This window comes from Ewingella sp. AOP8-B2-18, from assembly GCF_052376015.1.
GTDB classification, from domain to species: domain Bacteria; phylum Pseudomonadota; class Gammaproteobacteria; order Enterobacterales; family Enterobacteriaceae; genus Ewingella; species Ewingella allii.
Genome location: NZ_JBQSVB010000006.1, coordinates 150,900 through 168,997 on the forward strand (window position 1 = coordinate 150,900; position 18,098 = coordinate 168,997).

Below are 18,098 nucleotides of genomic sequence, written 5' to 3' on the forward strand. Positions count from 1 at the left end.
TGGCTTTTGCCTATGGCCGCCGTGCTCTCTGCCTCACCTGCTTCACCCCATAGCCGCACCCAGCTGGAATATCGGCAAGTACATCGCTATCACTAAACCCCCCACTAAGACCCCCATGACCACCATCATCAGTGGCTCGATGGACTGCGCCATGGTGTCGGCCAACTGGTTTGCCTGCTGGTTATGCCACTGAGCGAGTTTCAATAAGATTTCATCCAGTGACCCTGACTCTTCGCCAATATGAATCAACTGCTGGCAGAGGGAAGGGAATAGGGGCGAATGGCCAAAGGCTTGGTGTAAGGGCGTACCAAGAGCGATTTGATGCTTAATGTCTAAAATAGCCTGCTCAAATAGCAGATTGGTTGAAGCCGTTGCCACAGCCTCTAGGCTAGCAATGAGTGTCAAACCCGCCTGCTGCGTCATGGCCAGCGTTTGGAAAATCTGCCCTAAGCAGCTGTCTGCTATGAGATTTCGGATCAGCGGTACGCGCATCAGTAACCTCTGTTCTCGACTACGCCACAGGGCCTGGGGATGATATTTTTTGAAATAAAAGACGGCGGCAATAATGATAAGAAAGGTTGTTGCCGGACCAAAACGTATCAATCCCTGCGAGGCAATGATCAGTAGGGTAGTAAACCAAGGGAGCTGGGCGTCAAATGATGCATAGATTTTAGCGAATTCCGGCAAAACCATGGTTAGCATTAAAATGGTCACCGTGCTGGCAATCGCCAATACGATCAGCGGATATCTCAGCGCTTTTTTTACCTTCTGGCTCAATTCCGCCTGTTTTTCCTGCTGTAGAGCCAACTGTAAGCAACAGTGGTCTAGCTGCCCGGTCATTTCCCCAATAGCAATAATACGGCGAAAGATAACGGGAAAAACCTGCGGAAACTGCCCCACCATGGCGGAAAGCGGAGTGCCCTCGCGCACTCCGGTGAAAATATTTTGCAGAATGCATCGCCATGGCGCTTTCGGATGCTCCTTCGCCAGCAGCGTCAAGCTGTTCACCAGAGGTAGCCCCGTTTGTAGCAGCGTCGCCAATTGCCGGATAAAGGCAATCAGGTCGGCACCTTTCCAATAGGACGCGCGTACCCTCTGGTGGCGTTTCACTCTGATCGGCTGAAGAGCCATGGTGAAAAGTTGTTGATGCACGGCAAGCTCATCCGTCGCTAGCAGTTCTCCTGACTGGAAGTGGCCAAGCGCGTCGACACCCTCCCAGCGATACAAATTCAGGCGATGTGTTGGCGGATGAGCTTCAGTCATGCAGCTTCTCCTTCACCTGAAACACGATAGAGCTCCTCCAGCGAGGTAGTACCTTGCTGGACCAGCAACATCCCCGCTTCCATCAGCGTTTTATATCCCTGCGAGCGCGCAATTTTATTCAAATCTGTCACGCTTGCGCCATTAACCAGTGCCTGTTGTAGCGCAGGAGTAATGGTTAAAATCTCATAAATCCCCGTCCTGCCATAATAGCCTTGATAGCAGCGCTCACAGCCTACTGCAATCCATAACGGCATCGGGCCGGGGCGGCCTTTCTCACTATGATTGACGAAAGAAGCATGAGGTTTTCGACAGTGTGGACAGAGCTTGCGTACCAGCCGTTGGGCAATCACCAGCTTTAAACTGGCGGCAATGTGATAGCCCTCAATACCCATCTGCCCCAATCGATTAAGGGTTTCGCAAGTTGAATTGGTGTGCAGAGTCGACAGCACCAGATGGCCCGTTTGTGCCGCCTTGATGGCGATTTCAGCCGTTTCCTGATCGCGTATTTCGCCAACCATGATGATGTCGGGATCTTGCCGCAGTAGGGCGCGCAGCACGGTTGCGAAGCTTAAATCCGTTTTGGTATTAATCTGGGTTTGATTAATACCCGTCACGGGGATCTCGACCGGGTCCTCGACGCTACAGATATTACGCTGTACAGCATTCAGGTGCCGCAAACCGCCATACAGCGTGACGGTTTTGCCACTGCCTGTTGGGCCAGTGACCAGAATCAGCCCCTGCGGGCATTTCAAGGCGTTGATGTAATGGCATAAATCTCGCGGAGTGAAACCCAGCTGGTCCAACCCTAAATCTTGCTCAGTGATCTTCAGCACCCGCAAGACGATTTTTTCACCATAAAGCGTGGGCAGCGAAGAGATACGCAGTGAAAAGCGTTGGTTTTGTAGTGTCACCATCAGTTGCCCGTCCTGCGGCAATCTTCGTTCTGCCACATTGAGCTGGCCCATGATTTTGATTCGAGCGCACAGGCTGGCGGTCATTGAAGCCTCTGGCCCTGGGATCTCCTGCAACACCCCATCAATGCGTAAACGGATACGCAGGGCATTTTCGTTAGGCTCGAAATGGATATCTGAAGCGCGGCGAAGTATGGCAGTGCGCAGAACCTGATTTAAGAAATTCACCACCGGCGCTTCACTGTCATCATCCAGCTCGTTACTGCTGGTGGAGAGCACTGACGCCATAGCCGTCGGTTCTTCTAACGCCACTTCTTGTTGAGAAGCCGTAGATTTTTCGATGGCCTGGGTGAAACGTTCCGCAGTCCACAATTCAATTTCAATTTTTAGGGCACAGGCAAATTCAAGCGCCTTTTTAAGTGCATCGGTATCGCTTTCAATTTCATGACAGGCGACCCGTATGATTGAATCATCCTTGTGTAAAACAATGGCTTTATAGCGCTGGCAAAGCTTATCAAGCGCTTCGTCAGTCGGGTGAGTATGGCTTGCTGATATGTTCATTCCGCAGCCTTAGGCGGTGTGGCAAAGCGGAAGACGCTTTCACAAGCCTGTTTCATTACTGCGTTTTGGGTATTGGTGCAGGTTCTGCTCCAGCTGATTGTTCCTGAGGTGGCATTGAGGGAAGGGGCCATCACCACGCTTAAACCATTTAGCGCCTGTTGGCCTGTCAGGGTGATCACGCCCGCTGCCACGGCAACCTGACTGACATAGCGCGTTGCGGCCGTCGCCGGAATGCCTTGAGTGGCGATATTGCAGGGGGTGAGGGTGCCCTGATCAATAGCGCAAAGCTCAACGCCGGTTTTATAGGGCACCATGGTTTGCAGCATATCGGTGAGCGCGGCTTTTTGAATGTAACTTTGGTAGGCCGGAATACCAATGGCGCTGAGTATGGCAATAATGGCAATCACCACCATCAGTTCGATAAGTGTAAATCCTTGTTGTCTAAGCTGATTGTTTCTCGTCATGTGCATTTCTCCTTAATATTAATGGCTTGAAATCGGGCCTCCATCGCCCTTGGCCAGCAACTTAGCGATTAATATTTTCAGGTGCTACTCCCGTTGAACGGCTCTCCGCGACACCTCCAGAAATTAAAATGAGCGCATGCAAAAGCCCGCAAAGATTGCGGCATGTCTCGCAATGTTGAAGGTTGCGGTCAGAAGAATTCCGTATGACAAGTAATAAGGTGATAGAAGGTAAGGCAGGGAGAGAAATGCCCTCTGATGACAGAGGGCGAGGTAACAATGAGAAGCTAAAAGGATTAGCTAAAGCGCATGGAGAGGTCCATGGCGCGGATATGCTTGGTTAAAGCGCCGACGGAGATGTAATCGACACCCGTCTCGGCAAATTCGCGCAGGGTTTTGTCAGTGACGTTGCCAGACACTTCGAGCTGCGCACGCTGATTGGTGAGAGCAACGGCATCGCGCATCATCGGCACGGTGAAGTTATCGAGCATGATGATATCTGCTCCGGCATCCAGGGCCTGTTGCAGCTCATCGAGGGTTTCGACTTCAACCTCAACGGGCACGCTGGCGTGGATCTGCTGCGCCTTGGCAACGGCGGCTTTGATCGAGCCGCTGGCAATGATGTGATTCTCTTTTATCAGGAATGCATCGGCCAGACCTAAACGGTGGTTGCTGCCACCGCCGCAAAGCACGGCATATTTCAGCGCGGTGCGCAGGCCTGGCAGGGTTTTACGGGTATCCAGCAGGCGGGTTTGGGTGCCTTCCAGCAGCTTCACGTAATGGCTCACTTCGGTGGCGACGCCCGATAAGGTTTGTACGAAGTTCAATGCAGTACGTTCGCCGGTCAGCAGCACGCGCGCAGACCCAGAAAGCTCACAAAGGGTTTGATTCTCAACCACTTTGTCGCCGTCCTGTACCTTCCATGAGATTGTGACACTGCCGTTGCTCAGCTGGTTGAACACTTCATCAAGCCATTTCTGGCCACAAAAAATGCCGGCTTCTCGGGTAATAATTGTCGCCTTTGCGAGCGTGTTTTCATCGAGAAGTTGGGCAGTCAGATCGTTATCGGCGTTGGCCTCACCACCGAGGTCTTCGCCCAGTGCCTGAGTCACTGATGCAGGGATATCATTTTGAATACGTTCGAGTAACAGCGCCCGGCGACTTTCAAGGCTGTAGCTGCGGGTAGACATACAAATACTCCGAAATGGCGGCTAAGGGAGAGAAAAAAACATGCTACCCTGTTGCCGTAATAAGTACCACCAAAGCCCACCGTTGAGGTCCTTGATGCAGTTAGAAAATGGCTGGATTACCGAAGCCCGAAAGGTAATTTCCCCGCACTTTGATCTTCGCCCTGAAGATGAAATTCCTTCGTTGCTGGTTATTCATAACATCAGCCTGCCGCCCGGTCAGTTTGGCGGTCCTTATATTGATCAACTGTTTACCGGAACGCTGGACCCCAACGAGCACCCTTATTTTGCTGATATCCATCATTTACGCGTGGCGGCGCACTGTCTGATTCGTCGTGATGGGGAGATTGTGCAGTATGTGCCTTTCGACAAACGTGCATGGCATGCTGGCGTTTCGGTGTGGCAGGGAAGGGAGCGCTGTAACGACTTTTCAATTGGTATTGAGCTGGAAGGGACGGATTCCGACCCCTTTACCGAGGCGCAATATCAAAGCCTGATTTCAGTTAGTGAGTTGTTAATTAAGCACTATCCTATTAGTGTTGATAGCATCACTGGTCACAGTGACATCGCCCCCGGCCGCAAAACGGACCCCGGCCCTGAGTTTCAGTGGGAGCACTATTTGTCATCATTAGGGCAACATCAGGTTAACGAGAGCGACAGGGACTGACGTAAACTACGGCGTAATGGATGGGCTATTTTCCGCCCTTGACGTGCAACAGAGAGAGTAATTACCGATGACGTTATTTACCTTATTGTTGGTGCTGGCTTGGGAGCGCCTGTTCAAATTGGGCGAGCACTGGCAGTTAGATCATCGTTTCGAAGTGATTTTCCGTCGCGGGCATAATGCCAGCCTGACGAAAACTCTGGCGATTGCCATTGTCTGGATGGCCCTGCTGTGGGTGGTATTACGAGCCTTTCACGGCTTCTTCTTCGGCGTACCTTCTTTAATTCTTTGGGTAGTGATTTGCCTGTTCTGCATCGGCGCGGGTATTAAGCGCAAGCATTACCGTGCCTATCTCAAGGCAGCGCGTCAGGGAGATGCTAACGCTTGTTCGGCTATGGCCGAGGAGCTAGCCCTGATCCATGGTTTACCGGTTGATTGTACTGAAGAAGTTCGGCTAAGAGAGTTACAAAACGCGCTGCTGTGGATTAACTTCCGCTACTATCTGGCACCGCTGTTTTGGTTTGTGGTTTTCGGTCCTTACGGCCCAATTGCGCTGGGCGGGTATGCCGTCTTGCGTGGTTATCAAACTTGGCTGGCGCGCCATACCACGCCGATGAAACGTTCGCAGTCTGGTGTAGATGCCTTATTGCATATTCTGGATTGGATCCCTGTTCGGCTGGCGGGTGTGGCTTACGCGCTGCTAGGACATGGCGAAAAAGCACTGCCAGCATGGTTTGCCTCGCTGGGGGATATCCACACATCGCAATATCAGGTTTTGACTAATCTGGCGCAGTTCTCTCTGGCCCGTGACCCGCATACCGACCCGGTGCAAACGCCGCGCTCTGCTGTCTCTCTGGCGCGAAAAGTCACCATGATTATTCTGGTGGTGGTTGCTATTCTGACCATTTACGGCACTCTGGTTTAAGCTCGAGCAAACCTCCCGCCCATAAAAAAAAGCCCGGTTATTCACCGGGCTTTTTACTTTTAACATTTATAAGCCAGAACGCTTGTAAGTGAAAAACCTTACTTTGCCGCTGCGTTCAACGCTTTACTATTTTTGCTTTTCAGCAGGTAACCCACGGCCAGAATGGCGATCCACACAGGGATCAGCCATACGGAGATGGCCATGCCCGGGGTGATAGCCATAATCACCAGAATTGCCGCCATAAAGAGCAGGCAGATGTAGTTACCGACTGGATAGAGCAGCGCTTTGAACTTAGGCTCCACGCCTTCTTTACGTTTAGCCTGGCGGAACTTGATGTGTGCCAGGCTGATCATCGCCCAGTTGATCACCAATGCTGAAACCACCAACGCCATCAGCAGTCCAAAGGCTTCGCCCGGCATCAGGTAGTTAATCAATACGCAAAGCGCGGTAGTCGCAGCTGACACCAGAATTGAGCTTACCGGCACGCCGCGTTTATCCACATTGAGCAAGGCTTTTGGCGCATTGCCCTGTTGAGCAAGGCCGAACAGCATACGGCTGTTGCAGTATACGCAGCTGTTATAGACCGACAGCGCCGCCGTCAGGATAACCACGTTCAGGGCGTTAGCCACCAGCGCGTCTCCAAGCTCATGGAAAATCAGTACGAACGGGCTGGTGTCTGGCCCTACGCGCGTCCAAGGCATCAGTGAAAGCAGCACTGCCAGCGAACCCACATAGAAAATCAGGATGCGGTAGATAACCTGATTGGTCGCTTTTGGAATGCTGACCTCTGGATTATCGGCTTCTGCGGCAGTAATACCAACCAGCTCAAGGCCGCCAAACGAGAACATAATGATCGCCATCATCATGACTAGCCCGGTCATGCCGTGAGGCAGGAATCCGCCTTGTTCCCACAGGTTTCGCACGGTTGCCTGCGGGCCAGCGGTGTCGCTGAACAGCAACCAGCCGCCGAACAGGATCATGGCAACAACGGCCACAACCTTAATGATTGCAAACCAGAATTCCATCTCACCAAACACTTTGACGTTGGTGAGGTTGATGGCGTTAATCAGCACGAAGAAAGCTGCTGCAGAGGCCCATGTTGGGATCTCCGGCCACCAGAATTGAATGTATTTACCGACGGCGGTCAGTTCTGCCATGGCAACCAGGATGTAAAGCACCCAGTAGTTCCAGCCCGACGCGAAGCCAGCAAAACCACCCCAATATTTATAGGCAAAATGGCTAAATGAGCCTGCTACAGGCTCTTCCACGACCATCTCACCCAGCTGACGCATAATCAAAAAAGCTATAAATCCAGCAATAATGTAGCCAAGGATAATTCCCGGGCCCGCGGACTGGATAACGGAGGCGCTGCCCAGAAACAGGCCTGTCCCGACAGCCCCGCCCAGCGCAATCAACTGAATGTGGCGGTTTTTTAACCCGCGCTTCAGCTCATCGCCATGTTGTCGATCATCCATCTACTGATCCTCTGTGTTTGGGTAAACCCCATACAAATCTGCAAGTTAAGCAAGTTGTAAGGCGATGATTACAGTTATTGTATCTATTTATTTACGGCTGTCATGAAGCAAAAAATCAGCATGAACTACCGTTGGGGCAAGAATAGTGGTATGCGCGAAAGTTTGCACCTGCTTTATGCAGCATTTGAATAACTCATAAGCAAATAGTGTGGAAATTTGTCCCAGATCTAAAAAATGTGATCACGACCCGAGCAAAAAATAGGAATGCTAAATATTTGTTAAAATGTGCGAGCCTTGCTCATTTGCGGGGCAACCATATGGACACAAGGTGAATACTTTGTTACTTTACGGCCACGTTTTTTAAATTGGTATTACCAATTTACTCCGTGCACTCACAGATGTGCTACTCGCAGATTGCTATTCGTAGAGACCGTCACATGGCTTACAGCAAAATTCGACAACCTAAGTTGTCAGATGTGATCGAGCAGCAACTTGAGTTCCTAATACTTGAAGGGACGCTGCGCCCGGGTGAAAAACTTCTCCCTGAGCGTGAACTGGCAAAGCAGTTTGATGTTTCGCGTCCTTCTCTAAGAGAAGCAATCCAAAGTCTTGAGGCCAAAGGGTTGCTCCTGCGCCGTCAGGGTGGTGGCACTTTCGTGCAGAGTAATCTCTGGCAAAGCGTGAGTGACCCACTGGCAGAATTACTCGCCGACCATCCTGAGTCACAATTTGATCTCCTTGAAACTCGTCATGCTCTAGAAGGCATTGGGGCTTATTACGCCGCACTCCGAGGCACTGACGATGATTTGCAACGCATCCGCGACTGTCACGTGTTGATTCAGGTCGCGCAGGATAGCGGAGATCTTGACGCCGAAGCGGACGCCGTTATGCAGTATCAAGTGGCTGTCACAGAAGCCGCGCATAATGTGGTGCTGCTGCATTTGCTTCGCTGTATGGGGCCAATGCTGGAGAAAAACGTTCGACAGAATTTTGAATTGCTCTATGCGCGCCGGGAAATGCTGGCGGTGGTGAGCAAGCATCGCGCTGGGATTTTCGAGGCGATTGTGGCACGCGAACCGGAAAAAGCGCGTGAAGCATCACACCGTCACCTGGCGTTTATTGAGGAAGTCATGCTGGATGTCAGCCGGGAGCGCAGTCGTCGCGACCGGTCTTTACGTCGACTACAGCAACGCAAGGAAGAAAACTAGTCCACCAGGACCAACGTTGACGTTCTTATTTTGAGAACTGCGGCAACTAAACTGACGGGCCTGTCTTCGTGTGCTTTGAGTGGCACGCACTTTCTGCAACAGCAACATCAGAGCGCAGGAAGACAGGCTCCAGATAAACCAACGTATTAGATACAGATAAGGAAAAGCACCATGTCAGAACGTGTAAATAATGACGTGGATCCGATCGAAACTCGCGACTGGCTACAAGCGATCGAATCGGTCATCCGTGAAGAGGGTGTTGAGCGTGCACAGTTCCTGCTTGATCAGGTTCTGAATGAAGCACGTAAGGGCGGCGTAAGCGTCGCAGCTGGCGCTGCCAGCCGTAACTATGTCAACACCATCGCTGTTGAAGACGAACCTGAGTATCCGGGTAACCTGGAGCTGGAACGCAACATTCGTACTGCTATCCGCTGGAACGCGATCATGACCGTTCTGCGTGCCTCTAAAAAAGACTTGGATCTCGGCGGCCACATGTCGTCCTTCCAGTCTTCAGCAGCTATTTACGAAGTGTGCTTCAACCATTTCTTCCGTGCTCGCAATGAGAACGATGGCGGCGACTTGGTGTACTTCCAAGGCCACATCTCTCCAGGCGTGTACGCGCGTGCTTTCCTTGAAGGCCGCCTGACCGAAGACCAGATGAACAATTTCCGTCAGGAAGTTCACGGTAAAGGTCTTTCTTCTTACCCGCACCCTAAACTGATGCCTGAATTCTGGCAGTTCCCGACCGTTTCTATGGGTTTGGGTCCAATCGGTGCTATCTATCAGGCTAAGTTCCTGAAATATCTTGAACACCGTGGTCTGAAAGACACCTCCGCGCAGCGCGTTTACGCGTTCCTCGGCGACGGTGAGATGGATGAGCCAGAATCTAAAGGTGCGATCACTATCGCGACCCGTGAGAAGCTGGACAACCTGTGCTTCATCATTAACTGTAACTTGCAGCGCCTTGATGGCCCGGTTACCGGTAATGGCAAAATCATCAACGAACTGGAAGGCATCTTCGCGGGCGCTGGCTGGAACGTGATCAAAGTGATTTGGGGCAACCGTTGGGATGCGCTGCTGCGTAAAGACACCTCCGGTAAACTGATCCAACTGATGAACGAAACCGTTGACGGCGACTACCAGACCTTTAAGTCTCGTGACGGTAAATATGTTCGTGAGCACTTCTTCGGTCGTTATCCAGAAACTGCTGAGTTGGTTAAAGATATGACCGACGACGAGATCTGGGCACTTAACCGTGGTGGTCATGATCCGAAGAAAGTCTTTGCTGCACTGAACAAAGCGCAGAACACCAAAGGCCAGCCAACTGTGATCCTTGCTCACACCATCAAAGGTTACGGCATGGGTGAATCAGCAGAAGGCAAAAACATCGCTCACCAGGTTAAGAAAATGAACATGGACGGTGTGCGTTATATCCGCGACCGTTTCAGCGTGCCAGTGACCGATGAAAACCTGGAAAAACTGCCATACATTCAGCTGGAAAAAGACTCTGCAGAGTACAAGTACCTGCATGAACGTCGTCAGGCGCTGAAAGGCTACCTGCCAACGCGTCTGCCAAACTTCACTCAGAAGCTTGAATTGCCGAAACTGGAAGACTTCTCTCAGCTGCTGGAAGAGCAGAAGAAAGAGATCTCTACCACTATCGCTTTCGTGCGTGCTCTGAACGTGATGCTGAAAAACGACTCTATCAAAGACCGTCTGGTACCGATCATCGCCGATGAAGCGCGTACTTTCGGTATGGAAGGTCTGTTCCGTCAGATTGGTATTTACAGCCCGAACGGTCAGCAATACACCCCGCAAGACCGTGAGCAGGTTGCTTACTATAAAGAAGACGAGAAAGGTCAGATCCTGCAGGAAGGTATCAACGAACTGGGCGCCGCATCTTCATGGCTGGCCGCAGCGACTTCTTACAGCACCAACGATCTGCCAATGATCCCGTTCTACATCTACTACTCCATGTTCGGTTTCCAACGTATCGGCGACCTGTGTTGGGCAGCGGGTGACCAACAGGCTCGTGGCTTCCTGGTCGGTGGTACTTCTGGTCGTACAACGCTTAACGGCGAAGGCTTGCAGCACGAAGATGGTCACAGCCACATTCAGTCTCTGACTATCCCTAACTGTATTTCTTACGACCCGGCTTATGCGTACGAAGTGGCAGTCATCATGCATGACGGCCTGACCCGTATGTACGGCGAAGCGCAAGAGAACATCTACTACTACATCACTACTCTGAACGAAAACTACCACATGCCAGCCATGCCAGAAGGCGCGGAAGAAGGCATCCGTAAAGGTATCTACAAGTTAGAAACCGTGGAAGGTAGCAAAGGCAAAGTGCAGCTGATGAGCTCCGGTTCTATCCTGCGTCACGTACGTGAAGCAGCGCAGATCCTGGCGAAAGACTACGGCGTAGGTTCTGACGTTTATAGCGTAACTTCCTTCACCGAGCTGGCTCGTGATGGTCAAGACTGTGAGCGCTGGAACATGCTGCACCCAACTGAGGCACCACGTGTTCCTTATGTTGCTCAGGTGATGAACGATGCACCGGTAGTAGCTTCTACTGACTACATGAAGCTGTTCGCCGAGCAGATCCGTAACTTCGTTCCTGCCAGCGATTTCCGCGTACTGGGCACCGACGGCTTCGGTCGTTCTGACAGCCGCGAAAACCTGCGTCACCACTTCGAAATTGATGCTTCCTACGTTGTGGTTGCTGCGCTGGGCGAACTGGCCAAACGTGGCGAGATCGATGTGAAGGTTGTGGCTGAGGCCATTACCAAGTTCGGCATCGATGCTGACAAAGTTAACCCGCGTCTGGCATAAGAGGTAAAGACAGATGGCTATTGAAATTAACGTACCTGATATCGGTGCAGATGCAGTTGAAGTCACCGAAATTATGGTGAAGGTCGGCGATAAAGTTGAAGCTGAACAGTCGCTGATCACCGTTGAAGGCGACAAGGCTTCAATGGAAGTTCCTTCACCACAAGCGGGTGTTGTGAAAGAGATTAAAGTGGCAGTGGGCGACTCGGTTGAAACCGGCAAACTGATCATGATCTTCGATTCCGCTGAAGGTGCTGCTGATGCAGCACCTGCTAAAGCCGAAGAGAAAGCAGCACCGAAAGCAGAAGAGAAACCTGCTGCTGCGGCTTCAAGCGAAAGCAAAGAAGTCAGCGTACCGGACATCGGTGGTGACGAAGTTGAAGTTACCGAGATCATGGTTAAAGTTGGCGACAAAGTTGAAGCAGAACAGTCCCTGATCACTGTTGAAGGCGACAAAGCCTCAATGGAAGTTCCGGCTCCGTTCGCGGGTACCGTAAAAGAGATCAAAATCGCTGCGGGCGACAAAGTCAGCACCGGCTCTCTGATCATGGTGTTCGAGGTTGCAGGTTCTGGTTCAGCGGCTCCGGCTAAAGAAGAAGCTAAATCTGAAGCCGCACCGGCAGCCCCAGCGGCGTCGGGCAGCAAAGAAGTCAACGTACCGGATATCGGCGGCGACGAAGTAGAAGTCACTGAAATCATGGTTAAAGTGGGCGACAAAGTCACCGCTGAGCAGTCTCTGATCACCGTTGAAGGCGACAAAGCTTCAATGGAAGTTCCGGCTCCGTTCGCGGGTACCGTGAAAGAGATCAAAATCGCTGCGGGCGACAAAGTTAGCACCGGCTCCCTGATCATGGTCTTCGAAGTAGAAGGCGCTGCTCCAGCTCCTGCTGCTAAGAAAGAAGAAGCGGCTGCACCTGCTAAGCAAGAACAGAAAGCCGCTGCACCTGCTGCTAAAGCAGAAAGCAAAGGCGAGTTCGCTGAGAACGATGCCTACGTTCACGCGACTCCGGTTATTCGTCGCCTGGCGCGCGAATTCGGTGTGAACCTGGCGAAAGTGAAGGGCACGGGTCGTAAAGGCCGTATCCTGCGCGAAGACGTGCAGACCTACGTGAAAGACGCTGTTAAACGCGCTGAAGCTGCGCCTGCTGCGGCAACTGGCGGCGGTCTGCCAGGCATGCTGCCATGGCCGAAAGTCGACTTCAGCAAGTTTGGTGAAATCGAAGAAGTTGAATTGGGTCGTATCCAGAAAATCTCTGGTGCTAACCTGAGCCGTAACTGGGTGATGATCCCGCACGTTACGCACTTCGACAAAACCGATATCACCGAACTGGAAGCTTTCCGTAAGCAGCAGAATGACGAAGCGGCGAAACGCAAACTGGATGTGAAATTCACCCCAGTCGTCTTCATCATGAAAGCCGTTGCAGCTGCTCTTGAGCAAATGCCTCGCTTCAACAGCTCTCTGTCCGAAGATGGTCAGAAGCTGACGCTGAAAAAATACATCAATATCGGTGTTGCGGTTGATACGCCTAACGGCCTGGTTGTTCCAGTCTTTAAAGACGTGAACAAGAAAGGTATCGCTGAGCTGTCCCGCGAACTGATGGCTATCTCCAAGAAAGCGCGTGACGGTAAGCTGACTGCTGGCGAAATGCAGGGCGGTTGCTTCACTATCTCTAGCCTTGGTGGTATCGGGACGACCCACTTCGCGCCAATCGTCAATGCGCCAGAAGTGGCGATCCTCGGTGTCTCCAAGTCCGCAATGGAGCCAGTCTGGAACGGTAAAGAGTTCACACCGCGCCTGATGATGCCAATGTCGCTCTCCTTCGACCACCGTGTTATCGACGGTGCGGATGGTGCGCGCTTCATTACCATCATTAACAACGTGTTGTCTGACATTCGCCGCTTGGTGATGTAAGCCAAAAAAGCCGGCCAAGCGGCCGGCTTTTTTCTGCTAATCTCGGCATGCTGTTGGGGATTATCAGTAGCAAAGCACAAATCGTATGCCGTTTGTTGTTTCAAATTTGTTAACAATTTTGTAAACTGCGGGCGATAGAACGACCCGGTGGACGATGGGCGTTACGACATAAATAAAGACGTCTGACCCGCCGGACAAACAATTAAGAGGTCATGATGAGTACTGAAATTAAAACTCAGGTCGTGGTACTTGGGGCGGGCCCTGCGGGCTATTCTGCTGCTTTCCGTTGCGCTGATTTAGGTCTTGAGACAGTTCTGGTTGAACGTTATTCCACCCTCGGTGGCGTGTGTCTGAACGTTGGCTGTATCCCTTCCAAAGCCCTGTTGCACGTGGCGAAAGTCATCTCCGAAGCTAAAGCTTTGGAAGAGCACGGCATTATTTTCGGCGAGCCGAAAACCGACATCGACAAAGTGCGTGTCTGGAAAGAAAAAGTCATCAACCAACTGACCGGTGGTCTGGCTGGTATGGCGAAAGGCCGTAAAGTCAAAGTCGTGAACGGCTTGGGCAAATTTACTGGCGCGAATACTCTGGTTGTTGAAGGCGAAAACGGTGCGACCACCATCAACTTCGATAATGCGATCATTGCGGCGGGTTCCCGTCCAATCAAACTGCCATTTATTCCACATGATGACCCACGCGTTTGGGACTCAACGGATGCGCTTGAGCTGAAAACCGTCCCAGAGCGTCTGCTGGTCATGGGCGGTGGTATCATCGGTCTGGAAATGGGTACCGTTTACCACGCGCTGGGTTCAAAAATCGACGTAGTGGAAATGTTCGATCAGGTTATCCCTGCGGCTGACAAAGACGTTGTTAAAGTCTTTACCAAGAAAATCAGCAAGCAATTCAACCTGATGCTGGAAACCAAAGTTACCGCTGTTGAAGCCAAAGAAGACGGCATCTACGTAACAATGGAAGGCAAGAAAGCCCCTGCAGAACCACAGCGTTATGACGCAGTGCTGGTGGCAATCGGCCGCGTGCCAAATGGCAAATCGCTGGAAGCTGGCGCAGCAGGCATTGAAGTTGACGACCGCGGTTTCATCCACGTCGACAAACAAATGCGCACCAACGTGCCACACATCTTTGCTATCGGCGACATCGTCGGTCAGCCAATGCTGGCACACAAAGGCGTGCACGAAGGCCACGTGGCTGCCGAAGTTATCTCTGGCAAGAAACACTACTTCGATCCGAAAGTGATTCCATCCATCGCTTACACTGAGCCAGAAGTTGCTTGGGTCGGTCTGACTGAGAAAGAAGCGAAAGAGAAAGGCATCAGCTACGAAACCGCCACCTTCCCGTGGGCTGCTTCTGGCCGTGCTATCGCTTCCGACTGCGCAGACGGCATGACCAAACTGATCTTCGACAAAGAATCTCACCGCGTAATTGGTGGTGCTATTGTCGGTACTAACGGCGGCGAGCTGTTGGGCGAAATCGGTCTGGCGATTGAAATGGGTTGTGATGCAGAAGATATCGCGCTGACCATCCATGCTCACCCGACTCTGCACGAGTCCGTGGGTCTGGCAGCAGAAATCTACGAAGGCAGCATCACTGACCTGCCGAACCCTAAAGCGAAAAAGAAATAATTTAAGCTTTAGAGTTTGAACAAACGGCGCTGAAAGGCGCCGTTTTTTTATGTCCGCTATTTGCCAAAACCCGCCTTTAATCCCTTGTTAATCTAAGCCTATTATGCTGTTCTAATGCGCGGCGAGAGGGCGCGCAGTCGATCCGTCTGCGCTCAACGATTCAGCAAAGATTTAATGTTGCTTTTATGTGAACGAATTAACAAGCGAGATAAATCCTGCTATGCTGCCTCGGCGCAAAGGGCCACTGTGCTTAGGTTCAAGGACTTGTTATGACGACAAAGAAATCAACATACCCGCAGTGTCCCGATTCATCAGAAAGATTGAAAAACCCTGCCCCTACAGGCATGACGCCGTTCTGATGATGGAAGCCAGGCATAATAAATGACAATGAGAGCGAGGAGAAAGTCGTGCTAGAAGAATACCGTAAGCACGTAGCCGAGCGTGCTGCAGAGGGCATCGTCCCTAAGCCACTTGATGCTTCACAGATGGCAGCGTTGGTTGAGTCACTGAAAAATCCGCCGAAAGGCGAAGAAGACACTCTGTTAGACCTGCTGATTAATCGTGTACCGCCAGGCGTTGATGAAGCCGCCTATGTTAAAGCCGGATTCCTGGCTGCCGTCGCCAAAGGCGAAACAACCTCCCCGTTGGTTACCCCTGAAAAAGCCATTGAACTGCTGGGCACCATGCAGGGCGGCTACAACATTCACCCGCTGATCGACGCACTGGAAGATGCCAAACTGGCACCTATCGCGGCTAAAGCGCTGTCCCATACTCTGCTGATGTTCGACAACTTCTACGATGTGGAAGAGAAAGCGCAGGCAGGCAATGAGCACGCGAAAAAGATTCTTCAGTCCTGGGCTGATGCGGAGTGGTACCTGTCTCGTCCAAAGCTGGCCGAGAAAATCACCGTTACCGTTTTCAAAGTCACGGGCGAAACCAATACCGACGATTTGTCGCCTGCTCCGGATGCCTGGTCCCGTCCAGATATCCCTCTGCACGCGCTGGCTATGCTGAAAAACGAACGCGAAGGCATCGTGCCTGACGCGCCGGGCAGCGTAGGTCCAATTAAACAGATCGAAGAACTGAACAAAAAAGGCTTCCCGCTGGCTTACGTGGGTGACGTAGTCGGTACCGGCTCTTCCCGTAAATCTGCAACCAACTCCGTGTTGTGGTTCATGGGCGACGACATCCCATTCGTGCCGAACAAGCGCGGCGGCGGTGTGGTGCTGGGCGGCAAAATCGCACCTATCTTCTTCAACACTATGGAAGATGCGGGCGCGCTGCCAATCGAAGTGGACGTTTCTGACCTGAACATGGGCGATGTTATCGACATCTTCCCGTACCTCGGCGAAGTGCGTAACCACGACACTGGCGAAGTGATTGCTAAGTTTGAGCTGAAAACTGACGTCTTGCTGGACGAAGTTCGCGCCGGTGGCCGTATTCCATTGATCATCGGCCGTGGCTTAACCACCAAAGCCCGTGAGTCTCTGAAACTGCCAACTAGCGACGTGTTCCGTATCGCTAAGCCAGTTGCTAAGAGCGACAAAGGCTTCTCACTGGCACAGAAAATGGTTGGTCGCGCCTGTGGCGTTGCCGGGATTCGCCCAGGTGAATACTGCGAACCTAAGATGACCTCCGTAGGCTCTCAGGACACCACAGGTCCAATGACCCGTGATGAGCTGAAAGACCTGGCCTGCTTGGGCTTCTCGGCTGATTTAGTGATGCAGTCTTTCTGTCATACCGCCGCTTATCCTAAGCCGGTTGACGTCACGACTCACCACACTCTGCCTGACTTCATCATGAACCGCGGCGGTGTTTCACTGCGCCCGGGTGACGGTATCATCCACTCATGGCTGAACCGCATGCTGTTGCCAGACACCGTCGGCACCGGCGGCGACTCACACACTCGCTTCCCAATCGGCATCTCCTTCCCGGCGGGTTCCGGGCTGGTGGCCTTTGCGGCAGCAACCGGCGTGATGCCTCTTGATATGCCAGAATCCGTTCTGGTGCGTTTCAAAGGTAAGATGCAACCGGGTATCACCCTGCGTGATCTTGTCCATGCGATCCCTTACTACGCAATTCAAGAAGGTCACCTGACCGTTGAGAAGAAAGGTAAGAAGAACCTGTTCTCCGGCCGTATTCTGGAAATCGAAGGTCTGCCAGAGCTGAAAGTCGAACAAGCCTTTGAACTGGCGGATGCGTCCGCAGAGCGTTCGGCGGCGGGTTGTACGATCAAACTGGATCAGGCGCCAATCAAAGAGTACCTCAGCTCCAACATCGTGCTGTTGAAGTGGATGATCTCTGAAGGTTACGGCGATCGTCGTACCATCGAGCGCCGCATCAAAGGCATGGAAGAGTGGCTGGCGAATCCAAACCTGCTCGAAGCCGATGCTGACGCGGAATACGCGGCAGTGATTGAAATCGATCTGGCTGAGATCAAAGAGCCAATCCTTTGTGCGCCAAACGACCCGGACGACGCTCGTCTGCTTTCTTCTGTGCAGAACAGCAAAATTGATGAAGTGTTCATCGGTTCTTGCATGACCAACATCGGTCACTTCCGCGCAGCAGGTAAACTTCTCGACAGCCATAAAGGCGCGTTGCCGACTCGTCTGTGGGTTGCTCCACCGACCAAAATGGATGCGGCTCAGTTGACAGAAGAGGGCTATTACAGCGTCTTCGGTAAGAGCGGTGCGCGTGTTGAAATCCCTGGCTGTTCACTGTGCATGGGTAACCAGGCACGCGTGGCCGACGGCTCGACCGTGGTTTCAACCTCTACCCGTAACTTCCCGAACCGTCTAGGCAATGGCGCAAACGTCTATCTGGCCTCGGCAGAGCTGGCCGCGGTGGCTTCCCTGCTGGGTCGCTTGCCAACGCCGGAAGAGTATCTGGGCTATATGGCCGAAGTGGACAAGACAGCGGTAGACACCTACCGTTATCTGAACTTCGACAAGCTGAGCGAATATACTGACAAAGCTGACGGCGTTATCTTCCAAACCGCAGTCTAAATCGTTATATTCTGACCATTGTTGAAAGGGGAGCCTCGGCTCCCCTTTTTGTTA

At 52.1% G+C, this 18,098-nt stretch carries 12 protein-coding genes; 7 read left to right on the top strand and 5 right to left on the bottom strand.

The window, feature by feature from the left end:
* Nucleotides 1–42: 42 nt before the first annotated feature.
* The 4 genes from hofC to nadC form a co-directional block, all read right to left on the bottom strand.
* Nucleotides 43–1,263 carry a protein transport protein HofC gene (gene hofC, locus ACT3RR_RS13870; protein ID WP_496200528.1) on the bottom strand — a complete coding sequence of 407 codons (1,221 nt, stop codon included), beginning with the start codon at nucleotides 1,261–1,263 and terminating at the stop codon, nucleotides 43–45.
* Complete coding sequence (gspE, locus tag ACT3RR_RS13875; RefSeq protein WP_496200529.1) at nucleotides 1,260–2,735, bottom strand: type II secretion system protein GspE; 1,476 nt, start codon at nucleotides 2,733–2,735, stop codon at nucleotides 1,260–1,262. Before gspE ends, hofC begins: the two co-directional genes overlap by 4 nt.
* A complete protein-coding gene (ppdD, locus tag ACT3RR_RS13880; protein WP_353501006.1) occupies nucleotides 2,732–3,199 on the bottom strand; it encodes a prepilin peptidase-dependent pilin in 468 nt (155 codons plus the stop codon). Before ppdD ends, gspE begins: the two co-directional genes overlap by 4 nt.
* Before the next feature lie 293 nt (nucleotides 3,200–3,492).
* A complete protein-coding gene (nadC, locus tag ACT3RR_RS13885; protein WP_353501007.1) occupies nucleotides 3,493–4,386 on the bottom strand; it encodes a carboxylating nicotinate-nucleotide diphosphorylase in 894 nt (297 codons plus the stop codon).
* A 94-nt stretch (nucleotides 4,387–4,480) separates the two neighbouring features.
* Between nadC and ampD the strand changes: the two genes are divergently transcribed.
* Nucleotides 4,481–5,050: a 1,6-anhydro-N-acetylmuramyl-L-alanine amidase AmpD gene (gene ampD / locus ACT3RR_RS13890; RefSeq protein ID WP_353501008.1), complete on the top strand. Its 570-nt coding sequence runs from the start codon at nucleotides 4,481–4,483 to the stop codon at nucleotides 5,048–5,050.
* Nucleotides 5,051–5,117: 67 nt separating this feature from the next.
* Nucleotides 5,118–5,972 carry a beta-lactamase regulator AmpE gene (gene ampE, locus ACT3RR_RS13895; RefSeq protein WP_496200530.1) on the top strand — a complete coding sequence of 285 codons (855 nt, stop codon included), beginning with the start codon at nucleotides 5,118–5,120 and terminating at the stop codon, nucleotides 5,970–5,972.
* A 98-nt stretch (nucleotides 5,973–6,070) separates the two neighbouring features.
* Here ampE and aroP read toward each other — a convergent pair whose 3' ends face one another.
* Nucleotides 6,071–7,447: an aromatic amino acid transporter AroP gene (aroP, locus tag ACT3RR_RS13900; protein WP_396131638.1), complete on the bottom strand. Its 1,377-nt coding sequence runs from the start codon at nucleotides 7,445–7,447 to the stop codon at nucleotides 6,071–6,073.
* A 437-nt stretch (nucleotides 7,448–7,884) separates the two neighbouring features.
* Between aroP and pdhR the strand changes: the two genes are divergently transcribed.
* The 5 genes from pdhR to acnB all read left to right on the top strand — a co-directional run bounded on the left by pdhR (nucleotide 7,885) and on the right by acnB (nucleotide 18,044).
* The gene (gene pdhR, locus ACT3RR_RS13905) at nucleotides 7,885–8,655 is read left to right on the top strand and encodes a pyruvate dehydrogenase complex transcriptional repressor PdhR (protein WP_034787223.1); all 771 of its coding nucleotides are present in this window, start codon (nucleotides 7,885–7,887) and stop codon (nucleotides 8,653–8,655) included.
* Nucleotides 8,656–8,826: 171 nt separating this feature from the next.
* The gene (gene aceE, locus ACT3RR_RS13910) at nucleotides 8,827–11,490 is read left to right on the top strand and encodes a pyruvate dehydrogenase (acetyl-transferring), homodimeric type (RefSeq protein ID WP_353501011.1); all 2,664 of its coding nucleotides are present in this window, start codon (nucleotides 8,827–8,829) and stop codon (nucleotides 11,488–11,490) included.
* Between the two features lie 13 nt (nucleotides 11,491–11,503).
* Nucleotides 11,504–13,399 (top strand): pyruvate dehydrogenase complex dihydrolipoyllysine-residue acetyltransferase, encoded by a 1,896-nt coding sequence (gene aceF, locus ACT3RR_RS13915; RefSeq protein WP_353501012.1) that lies wholly within the window; start codon nucleotides 11,504–11,506, stop codon nucleotides 13,397–13,399.
* 215 nt (nucleotides 13,400–13,614) lie between these two features.
* On the top strand, nucleotides 13,615–15,039 hold the full coding sequence (lpdA, locus tag ACT3RR_RS13920; protein ID WP_353503897.1) for a dihydrolipoyl dehydrogenase: 1,425 nt from the start codon (nucleotides 13,615–13,617) through the stop codon (nucleotides 15,037–15,039).
* Nucleotides 15,040–15,446: 407 nt separating this feature from the next.
* On the top strand, nucleotides 15,447–18,044 hold the full coding sequence (gene acnB / locus ACT3RR_RS13925) for a bifunctional aconitate hydratase 2/2-methylisocitrate dehydratase (protein ID WP_324254502.1): 2,598 nt from the start codon (nucleotides 15,447–15,449) through the stop codon (nucleotides 18,042–18,044).
* Nucleotides 18,045–18,098: the final 54 nt, after the last annotated feature.

Excerpts from the sequence above, each read along its gene's own strand:
- aroP (WP_396131638.1), bottom strand. The coding sequence starts at position 7,447 with ATGGATGATCGACAACATGGCGATGAGCTGAAGCGCGGGTTAAAAAAC.
- pdhR (WP_034787223.1), top strand. The coding sequence starts at position 7,885 with ATGGCTTACAGCAAAATTCGACAACCTAAGTTGTCAGATGTGATCGAG.
- hofC (WP_496200528.1), bottom strand. The coding sequence starts at position 1,263 with ATGACTGAAGCTCATCCGCCAACACATCGCCTGAATTTGTATCGCTGG.
- aceE (WP_353501011.1), top strand. The coding sequence starts at position 8,827 with ATGTCAGAACGTGTAAATAATGACGTGGATCCGATCGAAACTCGCGAC.
- ampD (WP_353501008.1), top strand. The coding sequence starts at position 4,481 with ATGCAGTTAGAAAATGGCTGGATTACCGAAGCCCGAAAGGTAATTTCC.
- ppdD (WP_353501006.1), bottom strand. The coding sequence starts at position 3,199 with ATGACGAGAAACAATCAGCTTAGACAACAAGGATTTACACTTATCGAA.
- lpdA (WP_353503897.1), top strand. The coding sequence starts at position 13,615 with ATGAGTACTGAAATTAAAACTCAGGTCGTGGTACTTGGGGCGGGCCCT.
- gspE (WP_496200529.1), bottom strand. The coding sequence starts at position 2,735 with ATGAACATATCAGCAAGCCATACTCACCCGACTGACGAAGCGCTTGAT.
- ampE (WP_496200530.1), top strand. The coding sequence starts at position 5,118 with ATGACGTTATTTACCTTATTGTTGGTGCTGGCTTGGGAGCGCCTGTTC.
- nadC (WP_353501007.1), bottom strand. The coding sequence starts at position 4,386 with ATGTCTACCCGCAGCTACAGCCTTGAAAGTCGCCGGGCGCTGTTACTC.
- aceF (WP_353501012.1), top strand. The coding sequence starts at position 11,504 with ATGGCTATTGAAATTAACGTACCTGATATCGGTGCAGATGCAGTTGAA.